This is a genomic window from Enterobacter asburiae, assembly GCF_007035645.1.
Taxonomy (GTDB): Bacteria; Pseudomonadota; Gammaproteobacteria; order Enterobacterales; family Enterobacteriaceae; genus Enterobacter; species Enterobacter asburiae_B.
Genome location: NZ_AP019632.1, coordinates 4,579,910 through 4,594,912 on the forward strand (window position 1 = coordinate 4,579,910; position 15,003 = coordinate 4,594,912).

Below are 15,003 nucleotides of genomic sequence, written 5' to 3' on the forward strand. Positions count from 1 at the left end.
ACGGCGGCCCGTTCTGGCCCCATCGCGGGCCATCATTCGGGTGCGCAGCCACTTCTGTCGCCGCGACAACCGCCGTAGTTTAACGAATAACCACACCAGATAACATATAACCGGAAGGGTTATAAGCAGGACTATCGTGCCTGCCGGGTGCAAATGTTAGTTTCCACCCTTCAGAAGACGCATCATATCTTCCTGCTTCTCGTCTTCTTCTTCATCTTCGTCATCGTCGTATGACAGGCCCAGCTTCTGCATCAGTTCATCAATACGATCCAGTTTGGCATCCACCCATGACTGCTCTTCAGCGGTCAGGGTTTCACCCTCTTCAAGACGTTCCAACAGCGCGTCCAGGCGCTCATCGTTCTCCAGCAAATCCAGCTCAGCCTGCGGTGAAAGCATAGGTTTCTCGCTCTTTGGTTTGTGCTGCTTAGTGACCGGGGTGTCTGTCACGCCCAGTGGAATGGGAGTTTTACTGCCGATACGAGGGTCTTTCTGCTGTTTGCCTTTTGCAGATGCACCTGCTGCACCACCACCGTTGGCACGGCTACCCGCAGCGTGACCGCGATGTTTTTTGTCGCGTTTGCGATCGCGCGCTTCCTGGTTCAGTTCTTCGCGCGTTTTGCGGCGTGCTTTTACAGGGCGTTTCGCGCCCGCAGCGGAGGTTGGTTTTTTCATGATGTTTTATCTTTAAGTCGTTTTCTTCAGTATAGAATTGCGGCGAAATCTAGCAGAAAGCAAGCAAAGAAAAAAGGCGACAGAGCAATCTGTCGCCTTTTTTCCTGACTCACAACCCTTAGCGGGTCAGACATTCCGTGTTTGCCAACAACAAACCCTGTTTATCCCTTGGCTAATACCGTCCGTGATACGGTTCCATTTCCTTTTAAAACGCCTCCAGGCGCTGGTCATCCTGACAATCCTGCGTCTTCGCCTCCTGGCGCTCCTGACCCTAATCCTTAAGTCGATTTCCTGTTGGCTTCCTCGCCCTGACGCACACTTTACCTTGTTCCGTTAAACTAACAAGCAACGAAACGGTACAAAAAGGATTTTTCAGACAATTACCCGGAAATAAGCTTATGATTTAAAACAGTTTGGCTTTTTTGACGCCTGCGAATTCTCTGAAATCTCCCATAGCATCACTGGCCGATCTCTCACACCGATTGGGGCATTCGCCTACAGCTCATAGCAATCAGAAAAGCCTTTTGGCTGCATTCGGGTATAATCCCCTTCAGATTACGATTTTGGAGACGACCACGTGACTACCTGGAACTACCAACAGACGCATTTTGTCACCAGTGCGCCCGATATTCGCCACCTTCCTTCTGATACCGGTATTGAAGTGGCATTTGCTGGCCGCTCCAATGCGGGGAAATCCAGCGCCCTGAATACGCTGACCAATCAGAAGAGCCTGGCGCGTACCTCAAAAACACCTGGCCGTACCCAGCTGATCAACCTGTTTGAAGTCGCAGAGGGCAAACGCCTGGTCGACTTACCGGGCTACGGTTACGCGCAGGTACCGGAAGAGATGAAAATCAAGTGGCAGCGTGCGCTGGGTGAATACCTGGAAAAACGCCTGTGCCTGAAAGGTCTGGTGGTGCTGATGGATATTCGCCATCCCCTGAAAGATCTGGATCAGCAGATGATCGACTGGGCTGTAGCAAGCGATATCGCCGTGCTGGTGCTGCTGACGAAAGCCGATAAGCTGGCGAGCGGCGCGCGTAAAGCGCAGGTGAACATGGTTCGCGAAGCGGTGCTGGCGTTCAACGGTGATGTGCAGGTTGAGCCGTTCTCCTCGCTGAAAAAGCTGGGCGTGGACAAGCTGCGTCAGAAGCTCGATACCTGGTTTAGCGAGCTGGAACCCGCGACGGAAGCGGAAGAAGAGTAATACCGAGCGCGGCGATAGCCGCGTTTTTTTTGCCTGAATTTTTCTTTGCCGCAATAAAAAACGCCCCAGTCATTACTGACTGGGGCGGCTAAAATATTCAGCCAAATCCGATTACGTGAAGTAAAAGGTCTGAAAGATAGAACATCTTACCTCTGTACCCTACGCCGACAACTCTACCCCTTTTTGTGCTGCAGAAAAAGCACTTTTTGTAGTTTTTTTTCATTCTTTACATAGGGAATTCTAATGATTGTCACAAAACGCGCGTTGTTATGTTGCAAACTTACATAAAAAGCGCGTTATGCGAAGAACCGTTAGTGAGCCTGATCCCAGTTTTCGCCACTTCCCACTTCCACCAGCAACGGCACGTCAAGCGTCATGCTGCTTTCCATCAGTTCGTGGATCTTCTTCGACACGGCGTCGAGGTCGTCTTTGTGCACTTCAAATACCAGTTCATCGTGTACCTGCATGATCATTTTCACGCGAGGCTTCTCTTTTTCCAGCCAGGCATCAACGGCGATCATTGCACGCTTAATAATGTCCGCCGCGGTACCCTGCATCGGGGCGTTGATCGCCGCACGCTCTGCGCCAGCGCGACGCGCCGCGTTGCTGGATTTGATGTCCGGTAAGTAGAGACGGCGGCCATCCAGGGTTTCGACGTAACCTTTTTCCTTCGCCTGCGCGCGGGTGCGTTCCATGTATTCCAGCACGCCCGGATAACGCTCGAAGTAGAGATCCATATACTTCTGCGACTCTTTGCGCGGAATGTTGAGCTGTCGCGAAAGACCAAATGCGCTCATGCCGTAAATCAGACCGAAATTGATCGCCTTAGCACTGCGGCGCTGCTCGTTGGTCACGCTGTCCAGCGGCAAGCCGAAGACTTCCGCCGCGGTTGCCCGGTGGATATCCTTCCCTTCAGCAAACGCGGTCAGCAGGCCTTTGTCGCGGGACAGATGCGCCATAATGCGCAGCTCAATTTGCGAGTAGTCAGCAGAGACAATCAGATAATCCTCTGGTGCGATGAAAGCCTGTCGAATACGGCGGCCTTCTTCGTTACGTACCGGGATGTTCTGCAGGTTGGGATCGGTTGATGAGAGACGACCGGTCGCCGCGACAGCCTGGTGGTACGACGTGTGCACACGACCCGTTTTCGGGTTGATCATCAGCGGGAGCTTGTCGGTGTAGGTAGACTTCAGCTTCGCGAGGCCACGGTACTGAAGAATCACTTTTGGCAGCGGGTAATCCAGCGCCAGCTCTTCCAGCACCTCTTCAGAGGTTGACGGCGCGCCGCCAGGAGTTTTCTTTAGCGGCTTGATGCCCTGCTTTTCAAACAGAATGGTTTGCAGCTGCTTCGGCGAAGAGAGGTTAAACGGCTCGCCTGCAAGCTCATGCGCTTTTTGCTCGAGCTCGGTCAGACGCTGCGCCAGCTCCCCGGAGTGGTTATGCAGCACCGTTGGGTCAATCTTCACGCCGTTGCGTTCAATGCGGGACAGAACGGGTACCAGCGGCATCTCGATATGCTGGAACACGTTCAGCGGACCTTCATGCTTCTGCAGTTTTGGCCACATCTTCAGGTGCAGCTGTAGCGTGACATCTGCGTCTTCCGCCGCGTAGCGCCCCGCTTCTTCCAGAGCAATCTGGTTAAAGGTGAGCTGATTTTTCCCTTTACCGGCAATCTCTTCAAAGGTGATCGTTTTGTGCTTGAGCCAGCGGTCAGATAAGGAATCCATATCATGGCGGCCCGCGACGCTGTCCAGAATGTAGGATTCAAGCATGGTGTCGAAGGCAATACCGCGCAGTTCAATGCCGTAGTTTTGCAAAATACCGCGGTCGTACTTGAGGTTTTGTCCAACCTTGAGCGCCTTTTCGTCTTCCAGGATCGGCTTCAGCAGCTCAAGCACGCGTTCACGGGAGATCTGCTCCGGCGCATCCAGGTAATCGTGCGCCACAGGGACGTAGGCGGCAATACCCGGCTCTGTCGCAAATGACAGGCCAACCATATTGGCAGAGATGTTATCGAGGCTGTCGGTTTCGGTATCAAAGGCGAAGACCGGCGCCTTTTTCAGCTTATCGATCCAGGCGATCAGCCGTGACTCTTCAAGAATGGTTTCGTAGTTGTCGAAGGAAAGCGCCACGGCTTCTTCTTCCACCTGCTCTTCTGCGTCAACGACGATCGTCTCCTTCGGCTTTGCAGCAGGTTTGGCCCCTTTCGCCTGCAGCCATTTACCGGCTTCCACGTCAGCGGTCCAGCGCTTGAATTCGTATTTCTTAAACAGGCTCAGCAGATCGTCAGCGGAAGGCTGTTGCACTTCAAGCTGCTCACAGCCCAGCTCCAGTTCGACATCGGTTTTGATTGTGGCCAGCTTATAGGAGAGATAAGCCACCTCTTTGTTCTCTTCCAGTTTTCCGGCCATGGTTTTTGCGCCACGGAAGGAGAGCCCGGCGATTTTGTCTGGCTCCGCGTAGAGCGTATCCAGACCACCCAGCCCCTGGAGCAGCGCCTGCGCGGTTTTTTCACCGACGCCAGGGACACCCGGGATGTTATCCGAGGAGTCGCCCATTAACGCGAGGAAGTCGATAATCAACTCAGGCGGCACGCCGTACTTTGCGACAACTTCTTCAGGCCCGAGAATGGTGTTAGTCATGGTGTTAATCAGGGTAATACCTGGCGTCACCAGCTGCGCCATATCTTTATCACCGGTGCTGATCAGCACAGGACGACCCATCTTTTCTGCTTCACGCGCCAGCGTGCCGATGACGTCATCGGCTTCAACGCCTGAGACGGCCAGCAGCGGTAGCCCCATCGCTTTTACCATGGTATGCAGCGGCTCAATCTGCGCGCGCAGATCGTCAGGCATTGGCGGACGGTGAGATTTGTAATGCTCAAACAGCTCGTCGCGGAACGTTTTACCTTTCGCATCAAAGACCACAGCCGCATGGGTCGGCTGATACTGAAGGATCAGGCTGCGCAGCATGTTCAGCACGCCGTACATTGCGCCGGTGGGTTCCCCTGCGCTATTGGTCAGAGGAGGAAACGCATGATATGCCCGATACAGGTAAGAAGAGCCATCGACGAGAATAAGAGGGTTTTCTGGGATCTGAACCATAATGTCCGTGCCTTTAATCAATTTATGGGTAAAGGATGCCACAGAAGGATGAAAACATCAGGTATTAGCGCCAGATACAGGAAAAGATTTTGCGATCGTGAGGATCGCTCGCAAAAATCAAACTGTGGATAAGTTTGTGCATATTTTCACTTCATATGAATAACAGACGTAAAAAATACATATGCGTTAATTTTTAGATCTTAATTATCATGCTGTTATAGCATTAGATCTTATCTATATGGTCAACTGATGGCAATTTAGTCTATGTGGATATAAGCCTTGTTAAGCGCGCAATCACAGAGAAATCGTCTGCGACAGAGTAAAAGCGGCCAAATCATCACGTCAAAGCGCCATTAATTTGTCTGTTTTCTGGTAAAATCAGCGCCCGGCGTCTCATAGCCGACCGCTCACTTACAGCTAACTACCTGAAAAAGCTCATCATGCCGAGATTGCTCGCAGCAATAACATTACTGTTAAGCATCATTTTAACTATCCTAGTGACTGTCGCCTGCTCTGTGCCGATCATTATCGCCGGGATCGTTAAACTGCTGCTGCCTGTTCCCATGGTGTGGCGAGCCGTGTCCGCATTTTGTAACTTCATGATGTACTGCTGGTGCGAAGGACTGGCGATCCTGCTGTGCCTGAACCCGCATCTGAAGTGGGATATCAAAGGGCTGGAGAGTCTTAACAAGAAGAACTGGTATCTGCTGATCTGCAATCACCACAGCTGGGCGGACATCGTGGTGTTATGCGTACTTTTTCGCAAACACATCCCGATGAACAAATACTTTCTGAAACAGCAGCTCGCCTGGGTGCCTTTTATCGGGCTGGCCTGTTGGGCACTTGATATGCCGTTTATGAAACGCTATTCGCGCAGCTATTTGATTCGTCATCCCGAGCGTCGCGGCAAAGATGTGGATACCACGCGCCGTTCCTGCGAAAAGTTTCGCGCGCATCCTACGACCATCGTGAACTTTGTTGAAGGCTCCCGGTTTACGGAAGAGAAGCATCAACAAACTCGCTCCCCTTACCAGCACTTGCTGCCGCCAAAGGCTGCGGGTATTGCGATGGCGCTTAACGTGCTGGGATCACAGTTCGATAAGCTCCTGAACGTCACACTCTGCTATCCGGAAAACGATAAGACGCCGTTCTACGATATGCTCAGCGGCAAACTGACGCGCATTGTTGTGCGTGTCGATCTGGTTCCGATAGATGCCGGGCTGCACGGTGATTACGTTAACGATAAGAATTTCAAGCGTCGTTTCCAGCAGTGGCTTAATACGCTCTGGAAAGAGAAAGACGAACAGATAGACAATATCAAATCTTCATACAAAAACGCCGGTCAGTGACCGGCGTTTTTACATCCGCGAAATTACTTCTTCTCAACCAGGTATTTCACGGTATCAGCATACTGCTGTACGAAGATATCCATGCTGCTGGTGTCCATGCCCTGCATGTTCAGCTGGTATTTGCCGTTAACAAACATCGCCGGAACGCCCTGAAGCTGGAGGTCAGCAGCCGCTTTTTCCTGCTGAGCAACCAGAGATTTCACCACAAAGCTGTTCCATGCTGCGTCATACTCTTCCCCTTTCACGCCGGCATCAACGAACACTTTACGGATATCCGCAGTGGTCTGAACGGTCTGGGTTTTCTGTACGGCTTCAAACATTGGCGCAGTGATCTTATCTTCCACGCCCAGTGCCATCGCAACCGCCCACGCCTGGGTCAGGTCTTTACCCAATGGGCCCAGGAACTCGACGTGGTACTTGGTCATTTTGGTGCCTTCTGGCAGCTTTTTCTTCACGTTGTCAGAAACATGCAGAACCTGCTCGAACTGATAGCAGTGTGGGCAATAGAACGAGAAGAACTCCAGAACCTGTGGCTCGCCAGCGACCGGTTTGTCCAGCGTGATGAACTGTTTGCCGTCGGTAAACTGCGCAGCAGAAGCGCTAAATGCCAGAATCATACCTGCCAGCGCCAGCCAAATTTTTTTCATGATTAACTCTCTCCTGGGTGTGTCCAATTAATACATCGGCGTTAATTGCAGAGGGGGTTCCTGAAGAACCTTGACCTGCTCAGTAAATGTAGATATCTGGCTACGCCAGTAATCCTCTCCGGTAAGCCACGGGAAATTCCGGGGAAATGCGGGATCGTCCCAACGCCTGATTAACCATGCGAGATAATAAACAAAACGCATCGCACGTAAAGGCTCAATCAGGGCAATTTCGTCTGAATTAAACGGGCTAAATTCTTCATAAGCTTCAATAATGGTTTCAAGCTGCATGCGTTGCTCGGCTTTGTCGCCATTGAGCAACATCCACAGGTCCTGAACCGCTGGCCCCATACGCGCATCATCGAGATCGACAAAAAGCGGGCCATCACGCCAGAGGATATTTCCGGCATGACAATCGCCATGCAGGCGCAGGACAGAAATATCGTCGCGCCAGCAGGTTTTAACAGCAGCAATGAGCTTATCGGTGGCGTTGAGGAAATCATCCTTTAACGCAGTGGGAATCATGGCAGACGTTTCGAATATTCCGCGCGGCTCAAGAAGGTATTCCTGAATCCCGATAGTCGGGCGGGCAATAAAGGCTTTTTTGCGTCCCGTCTGGTGTATGCGCCCAAGATAGCGGGCAACCCACTCCATCTGATCAATATTATCCGCTTCAAATTGGCGGCCACCCAGGCTCGGGAATACAGCGTAGTAAAACCCTTCGTGCGTGAGGAGCGTTTGGTTATTGAATTTTAGCGGTGCGGCAACGGGAACATCGTCATCCAGCAGATCGTGAGCAAACTGATGCTCTTCCTGAATTTGTTCTGCGGACCAGCGTTCAGGACGATAGAATTTTACGACGAAGCGCTGACGATCCTCATCCTGAAACTGATAGACGCGGTTTTCGTAGCTGTTTAACGGTGTTAGCCCGGAATCCACCCGAATACCCTGTTCAAACAGGGCATCCATAATGGTGTCCGGGTGTAATGTCTGGAAAGTAAAAGCCTGGTCGTTCATCCGATCATCCGGAAATTATACGAATGATTCAGGATATCATCTTGTGGCGATTTCGGTGCCGCCGCTTACAAGCTTTTACTCTTTAATTACGCCTCGGGCGCGCAGTAATGCGGTCTTAAAATCTTCCTCATAATCTTTCTGAATACCAGGAATAACAGCATCTTTGGCAGAGTCACGCATTTTAAGGTGATAGATCAGGATGTCGTCAGAAAGGTCTGCCAGATCGCCGTCAAAACCTGACTCTTTCGCCAGTTTCTGTAAAAATTGCATCAGATTTAGCTCTGGCTCTTTTTGCCAGGCGGGCTGGAGGAGTTCAATAACTTCATTCAGACGTTTACATTTCATGGTGGTGCTCCTTTCATTTAGAGTGACACGTTAGCAGGGTCAATCCCACAATAAAAGAGGCGATATTCATGAATCTTAGCCAGGAAATCATTGGGGTCGTTCTGGCAGGTGGCAGGGCGACGCGAATGGGGGGAAAAGATAAGGGGCTTCAACGCCTGAACGGCAAACCCTTGTGGCAATGTGTCGCTGATACGCTCGCAGGCCAGGTGTCGACAATGGTCATCAGTGCTAACCGGCATATCGACACTTACCAGCTCAGCGGGTATGCCGTTTACCAGGATATCCTTGAGGATTACCCGGGACCGCTGGCCGGCATGCTTTCGGTCATGCAACAGTCTCACGGAGAGTGGTTCATCTTCTGTCCCTGCGATACCCCGTTTATTCCGTCCTGTCTTGTCGAACGTTTGTTGCTGCTTCGGGGTACGGCTCCTGTGGTTTGGGTACATGACGACGAGCGTGATCATCCTGCTATCGCATTGATGCACCGATCCCTGGCGCCAGCCCTGCAGTCCTATCTGGCTGCGGGAGAGCGCAGGGTGATGGCTTTTATGCGCGAGTCTGGCGGTCATCCCGTTGATTTTAGCGATTTAAAATCAGCTTTTGTGAATGTGAATACGCCTGAAGATTTGCAGATGATGCAGGAGAAAAAATGATACCTGTTGTCGCCATTTCCGCCTGGAGTGGGACCGGAAAAACCACGCTGCTGAAAAAGCTCATTCCTGCGCTTTGTGCCAGAGGTATCCGTCCAGGATTGATTAAGCACACCCACCATAATACGGATATCGATAGACCGGGCAAAGATAGCTATGCATTGCGTAAAGCGGGTGCAGCGCAAACGATGGTGGCAAGTACTCAACGCTGGGCGCTGATGACAGAAACGCCGGATGAGGCACCGCTGGATCTCGCTTATCTGGTCAGCCGGATGGATCACGCCACGCTGGATCTGGTGCTGGTCGAGGGATTTAAGCATGAGGCCGTGCCTAAGATCCTGCTGTTCAGAAGCGATGCCGGGCATGATTTCAGCGAGTTAACGCTGGATGAGCATGTGATTGCGGTGGCCAGTGATGTTGTATTGCCGCTTGAAGCTCCGATGCTGGATTTAAATGATGTGGGTGGGATTGCGGAGTTTATTGTGGAGTGGAGTGCGATCTGACTTGCCGGATGGCGGCTTTGCCTTATCCGGCCTACTAAGCGCCATCGGGCTTTTCTGCGCGCACAAAGCAAAAAACCCCGCACCTTACGGTACGGGGTTCTTCTAATTGATGCCTGGCAGTTCCCTACTCTCACATGGGGAGACCCCACACTACCATCGGCGCTACGGCGTTTCACTTCTGAGTTCGGCATGGGGTCAGGTGGGACCACCGCGCTAAAGCCGCCAGGCAAATTCTGTTAATCTGTATCAGGCTGAAAATCGTGTCTCTCTCATCCGCCGAAACAGCTTCGGCGTTGTAAGGTTAAGCCTCACGGTTCATTAGTATCGGTTAGCTCAACGCATCGCTGCGCTTACACACCCGACCTATCAACGTCGTAGTCTTCAACGTTCCTTCAGGACCCTTAAAGGGTCAGGGAGAACTCATCTCGGGGCAAGTTTCGTGCTTAGATGCTTTCAGCACTTATCTTTTCCGCATTTAGCTACCGGGCAGTGCCATTGGCATGACAACCCGAACACCAGTGATGCGTCCACTCCGGTCCTCTCGTACTAGGAGCAGCCCCCCTCAATTCTCCAGCGCCCACGGCAGATAGGGACCGAACTGTCTCACGACGTTCTAAACCCAGCTCGCGTACCACTTTAAATGGCGAACAGCCATACCCTTGGGACCTACTTCAGCCCCAGGATGTGATGAGCCGACATCGAGGTGCCAAACACCGCCGTCGATATGAACTCTTGGGCGGTATCAGCCTGTTATCCCCGGAGTACCTTTTATCCGTTGAGCGATGGCCCTTCCATTCAGAACCACCGGATCACTATGACCTGCTTTCGCACCTGCTCGAGCCGTCACTCTCGCAGTCAAGCTAGCTTATGCCATTGCACTAACCTCCTGATGTCCGACCAGGATTAGCTAACCTTCGTGCTCCTCCGTTACTCTTTGGGAGGAGACCGCCCCAGTCAAACTACCCACCAGACACTGTCCGCAACCCGGATTACGGGTCTACGTTAGAACACCAGCCATTAAAGGGTGGTATTTCAAGGTCGGCTCCACGCAGACTGGCGTCCACGCTTCAAAGCCTCCCACCTATCCTACACATCAAGGACCAGTGTTCAGTGTCAAGCTATAGTAAAGGTTCACGGGGTCTTTCCGTCTTGCCGCGGGTACACTGCATCTTCACAGCGAGTTCAATTTCACTGAGTCTCGGGTGGAGACAGCCTGGCCATCATTACGCCATTCGTGCAGGTCGGAACTTACCCGACAAGGAATTTCGCTACCTTAGGACCGTTATAGTTACGGCCGCCGTTTACCGGGGCTTCGATCAAGAGCTTCGCGTTACCGCTAACCCCATCAATTAACCTTCCGGCACCGGGCAGGCGTCACACCGTATACGTCCACTTTCGTGTTTGCACAGTGCTGTGTTTTTAATAAACAGTTGCAGCCAGCTGGTATCTTCGACTGATTTCAGCTCCACCCGCAGGGGCTTCACCTACATATCAGCGTGCCTTCTCCCGAAGTTACGGCACCATTTTGCCTAGTTCCTTCACCCGAGTTCTCTCAAGCGCCTTGGTATTCTCTACCTGACCACCTGTGTCGGTTTGGGGTACGATTTGATGTTACCTGATGCTTAGAGGCTTTTCCTGGAAGCAGGGCATTTGTTACTTCAGCACCGTAGTGCCTCGTCATCACACCTCAGCGTTAAAAAGGTACCGGATTTACCTGGAACCTCCGCCTACATGCTTAAACCGGGACAACCGTCGCCCGGCTAACATAGCCTTCTCCGTCCCCCCTTCGCAGTAACACCAAGTACAGGAATATTAACCTGTTTCCCATCGACTACGCCTTTCGGCCTCGCCTTAGGGGTCGACTCACCCTGCCCCGATTAACGTTGGACAGGAACCCTTGGTCTTCCGGCGAGCGGGCTTTTCACCCGCTTTATCGTTACTTATGTCAGCATTCGCACTTCTGATACCTCCAGCATGCCTCACAGCACACCTTCAACGGCTTACAGAACGCTCCCCTACCCAACAACGCCTAAGCGTCGCTGCCGCAGCTTCGGTGCATGGTTTAGCCCCGTTACATCTTCCGCGCAGGCCGACTCGACCAGTGAGCTATTACGCTTTCTTTAAATGATGGCTGCTTCTAAGCCAACATCCTGGCTGTCTGTGCCTTCCCACATCGTTTCCCACTTAACCATGACTTTGGGACCTTAGCTGGCGGTCTGGGTTGTTTCCCTCTTCACGACGGACGTTAGCACCCGCCGTGTGTCTCCCGTGATAACATTCTTCGGTATTCGTAGTTTGCATCGGGTTGGTAAGCCGGGATGGCCCCCTAGCCGAAACAGTGCTCTACCCCCGAAGATGAGTTCACGAGGCGCTACCTAAATAGCTTTCGGGGAGAACCAGCTATCTCCCGGTTTGATTGGCCTTTCACCCCCAGCCACAAGTCATCCGCTAATTTTTCAACATTAGTCGGTTCGGTCCTCCAGTTAGTGTTACCCAACCTTCAACCTGCCCATGGCTAGATCACCGGGTTTCGGGTCTATACCCTGCAACTTAACGCCCAGTTAAGACTCGGTTTCCCTTCGGCTCCCCTATACGGTTAACCTTGCTACAGAATATAAGTCGCTGACCCATTATACAAAAGGTACGCAGTCACACCACAAGGGTGCTCCCACTGCTTGTACGTACACGGTTTCAGGTTCTTTTTCACTCCCCTCGCCGGGGTTCTTTTCGCCTTTCCCTCACGGTACTGGTTCACTATCGGTCAGTCAGGAGTATTTAGCCTTGGAGGATGGTCCCCCCATATTCAGACAGGATACCACGTGTCCCGCCCTACTCTTCGAGTTCACAACCTGTGTGCTTTCGTGTACGGGACTGTCACCCTGTACCGTGCGACTTTCCAGACGCTTCCACTAACACACAAGCTGATTCAGACTCTGGGCTGCTCCCCGTTCGCTCGCCGCTACTGGGGGAATCTCGGTTGATTTCTTTTCCTCGGGGTACTTAGATGTTTCAGTTCCCCCGGTTCGCCTCGTTAACCTATGTATTCAGTTAACGATAGTGCAACGAATTGCACTGGGTTTCCCCATTCGGACATCGCCGGGTCAAAGGTTCATATCACCTCGCCGGCGCTTTTCGCAGATTAGCACGTCCTTCATCGCCTCTGACTGCCAGGGCATCCACCGTGTACGCTTAGTCGCTTAACCTCACAACCCGAAGATGTTTCACTTCTGATTGCGAAAATTTGAGAGACTCGAACACACATAACATGTGTGTCGTTTCAATTTTCAGCTTGATCCAGATTTTTAAAGAGCAAATATCTCAAACGTCACCCGAAGATGAGTTTTGAGATATAGGGGTCGGCGACTTTCACTCACGAACCAGCAAGTGGCGTCCCCTAGGGGATTCGAACCCCTGTTACCGCCGTGAAAGGGCGGTGTCCTGGGCCTCTAGACGAAGGGGACGTGTAAGTCTCAATCGCAAGACGCCTTGCTATTTACTTTTCATCAGACAATCTGTGTGAGCACTACAAAGGCAGGTTCTTTAAGGTAAGGAGGTGATCCAACCGCAGGTTCCCCTACGGTTACCTTGTTACGACTTCACCCCAGTCATGAATCACAAAGTGGTAAGCGCCCTCCCGAAGGTTAAGCTACCTACTTCTTTTGCAACCCACTCCCATGGTGTGACGGGCGGTGTGTACAAGGCCCGGGAACGTATTCACCGTAGCATTCTGATCTACGATTACTAGCGATTCCGACTTCATGGAGTCGAGTTGCAGACTCCAATCCGGACTACGACGCACTTTATGAGGTCCGCTTGCTCTCGCGAGGTCGCTTCTCTTTGTATGCGCCATTGTAGCACGTGTGTAGCCCTACTCGTAAGGGCCATGATGACTTGACGTCATCCCCACCTTCCTCCAGTTTATCACTGGCAGTCTCCTTTGAGTTCCCGGCCGGACCGCTGGCAACAAAGGATAAGGGTTGCGCTCGTTGCGGGACTTAACCCAACATTTCACAACACGAGCTGACGACAGCCATGCAGCACCTGTCTCAGAGTTCCCGAAGGCACCAATCCATCTCTGGAAAGTTCTCTGGATGTCAAGAGTAGGTAAGGTTCTTCGCGTTGCATCGAATTAAACCACATGCTCCACCGCTTGTGCGGGCCCCCGTCAATTCATTTGAGTTTTAACCTTGCGGCCGTACTCCCCAGGCGGTCGACTTAACGCGTTAGCTCCGGAAGCCACGCCTCAAGGGCACAACCTCCAAGTCGACATCGTTTACGGCGTGGACTACCAGGGTATCTAATCCTGTTTGCTCCCCACGCTTTCGCACCTGAGCGTCAGTCTTTGTCCAGGGGGCCGCCTTCGCCACCGGTATTCCTCCAGATCTCTACGCATTTCACCGCTACACCTGGAATTCTACCCCCCTCTACAAGACTCTAGCCTGCCAGTTTCGAATGCAGTTCCCAGGTTGAGCCCGGGGATTTCACATCCGACTTGACAGACCGCCTGCGTGCGCTTTACGCCCAGTAATTCCGATTAACGCTTGCACCCTCCGTATTACCGCGGCTGCTGGCACGGAGTTAGCCGGTGCTTCTTCTGCGGGTAACGTCAATCGACAAGGTTATTAACCTTATCGCCTTCCTCCCCGCTGAAAGTACTTTACAACCCGAAGGCCTTCTTCATACACGCGGCATGGCTGCATCAGGCTTGCGCCCATTGTGCAATATTCCCCACTGCTGCCTCCCGTAGGAGTCTGGACCGTGTCTCAGTTCCAGTGTGGCTGGTCATCCTCTCAGACCAGCTAGGGATCGTCGCCTAGGTGAGCCGTTACCCCACCTACTAGCTAATCCCATCTGGGCACATCTGATGGCAAGAGGCCCGAAGGTCCCCCTCTTTGGTCTTGCGACGTTATGCGGTATTAGCTACCGTTTCCAGTAGTTATCCCCCTCCATCAGGCAGTTTCCCAGACATTACTCACCCGTCCGCCGCTCGCCGGCAAAGTAGCAAGCTACTTTCCGCTGCCGCTCGACTTGCATGTGTTAGGCCTGCCGCCAGCGTTCAATCTGAGCCATGATCAAACTCTTCAATTTAAGTTTGATGCTCGTGAATTAAACTTCGTAATGAATTACGTATGTTCACTCAGAGACTTGGTATTCATTTTTCGTCCGAGGACGTTAAGAATCCATGTCACTTTGAGTGCCCACACAGATTGTCTGATAAATTGTTAAAGAGCAGTGCCGCTTCGCTTTTCGCAGCGGCGCGGGGTGTGCATATTACGCTTTCCCGCTTCAGAGTCAAGTGATTAATTTCGCTTTTCTCTGCTGACCCGGCGGCGTGTGTGCCGTTGTTCCGTGTCAGTGGAGGCGCATTATAGGGAGTTATTCCGACGTGACAAGAGGAAATTTAAAAAAAGTTTCCATCCGCGTTTTTTTTCACCAAAAGAGGTGAAATCAAGCTACAAATTGTTCTATTTGATGTATCTGCAACCACAATCACATTCGAGGTGGCATAATT

10 protein-coding genes, 1 tRNA gene and 3 rRNA genes are annotated in these 15,003 nt (G+C 52.1%); 4 read left to right on the forward strand and 10 right to left on the reverse strand.

All coding sequences use genetic code 11. The annotated features are described in order from the left end of the window. Window positions 1-156: 156 nt before the first annotated feature. The gene (yihI, locus tag FOY96_RS21940) at window positions 157-672 is read right to left on the reverse strand and encodes a Der GTPase-activating protein YihI (RefSeq protein WP_023309767.1); all 516 of its coding nucleotides are present in this window, start codon (window positions 670-672) and stop codon (window positions 157-159) included. A 577-nt stretch (window positions 673-1,249) separates the two neighbouring features. Here yihI and yihA point away from each other — a divergent pair. Next, on the forward strand, window positions 1,250-1,879 hold the full coding sequence (gene yihA / locus FOY96_RS21945) for a ribosome biogenesis GTP-binding protein YihA/YsxC (protein ID WP_029741470.1): 630 nt from the start codon (window positions 1,250-1,252) through the stop codon (window positions 1,877-1,879). Window positions 1,880-1,976: 97 nt separating this feature from the next. Here yihA and spfP read toward each other — a convergent pair whose 3' ends face one another. After that, entirely contained in the window at window positions 1,977-2,024 is a 48-nt protein-coding gene (gene spfP, locus FOY96_RS23370) for a small protein SpfP (protein WP_071892919.1), read from the reverse strand. Window positions 2,025-2,190: 166 nt separating this feature from the next. Further along, window positions 2,191-4,983: a DNA polymerase I gene (polA, locus tag FOY96_RS21950; protein ID WP_143347725.1), complete on the reverse strand. Its 2,793-nt coding sequence runs from the start codon at window positions 4,981-4,983 to the stop codon at window positions 2,191-2,193. A 440-nt stretch (window positions 4,984-5,423) separates the two neighbouring features. Here polA and yihG point away from each other — a divergent pair, with 440 nt between their 5' ends. After that, window positions 5,424-6,332 (forward strand): 1-acylglycerol-3-phosphate O-acyltransferase, YihG family, encoded by a 909-nt coding sequence (gene yihG / locus FOY96_RS21955; protein ID WP_143347726.1) that lies wholly within the window; start codon window positions 5,424-5,426, stop codon window positions 6,330-6,332. A 23-nt stretch (window positions 6,333-6,355) separates the two neighbouring features. On the opposite strand, the gene dsbA is transcribed toward yihG, so the two are convergent. The 3 genes from dsbA to FOY96_RS21970 form a co-directional block, all read right to left on the reverse strand. Next, window positions 6,356-6,979 (reverse strand): thiol:disulfide interchange protein DsbA, encoded by a 624-nt coding sequence (gene dsbA, locus FOY96_RS21960; protein WP_033146975.1) that lies wholly within the window; start codon window positions 6,977-6,979, stop codon window positions 6,356-6,358. Between the two features lie 27 nt (window positions 6,980-7,006). After that, the gene (locus FOY96_RS21965) at window positions 7,007-7,993 is read right to left on the reverse strand and encodes a serine/threonine protein kinase (protein WP_039264179.1); all 987 of its coding nucleotides are present in this window, start codon (window positions 7,991-7,993) and stop codon (window positions 7,007-7,009) included. Between the two features lie 75 nt (window positions 7,994-8,068). Next, on the reverse strand, window positions 8,069-8,338 hold the full coding sequence (locus tag FOY96_RS21970; protein WP_008501866.1) for a YihD family protein: 270 nt from the start codon (window positions 8,336-8,338) through the stop codon (window positions 8,069-8,071). A gap of 68 nt (window positions 8,339-8,406) precedes the next feature. Here FOY96_RS21970 and mobA point away from each other — a divergent pair, with 68 nt between their 5' ends. Together mobA and mobB are read left to right on the forward strand one after the other, a co-directional pair. Further along, window positions 8,407-8,991, forward strand: a complete 585-nt coding sequence (gene mobA / locus FOY96_RS21975; protein ID WP_143347727.1) for a molybdenum cofactor guanylyltransferase MobA — start codon at window positions 8,407-8,409, stop codon at window positions 8,989-8,991. Next, window positions 8,988-9,491, forward strand: coding sequence for a molybdopterin-guanine dinucleotide biosynthesis protein MobB (gene mobB / locus FOY96_RS21980; protein ID WP_143347728.1), 504 nt, complete (start codon window positions 8,988-8,990; stop codon window positions 9,489-9,491). The genes mobA and mobB overlap by 4 nt, the downstream gene beginning before the upstream one ends. A gap of 111 nt (window positions 9,492-9,602) precedes the next feature. Here mobB and rrf read toward each other — a convergent pair. The 4 genes from rrf to FOY96_RS22000 all read right to left on the reverse strand — a co-directional run bounded on the left by rrf (window position 9,603) and on the right by FOY96_RS22000 (window position 14,579). Beyond that, window positions 9,603-9,718: ribosomal RNA gene (rrf, locus tag FOY96_RS21985) — 5S ribosomal RNA — on the reverse strand. A 70-nt stretch (window positions 9,719-9,788) separates the two neighbouring features. Beyond that, window positions 9,789-12,694 (reverse strand): 23S ribosomal RNA (locus tag FOY96_RS21990). A gap of 182 nt (window positions 12,695-12,876) precedes the next feature. Then, window positions 12,877-12,952: transfer RNA gene (locus FOY96_RS21995), tRNA-Glu, on the reverse strand. Window positions 12,953-13,037: 85 nt separating this feature from the next. Then, window positions 13,038-14,579 (reverse strand): 16S ribosomal RNA (locus tag FOY96_RS22000). The 16S, 23S and 5S rRNA genes sit together here with 1 tRNA gene alongside, the layout of an rRNA operon. Between the last annotated feature and the right edge of the window lie 424 nt (window positions 14,580-15,003).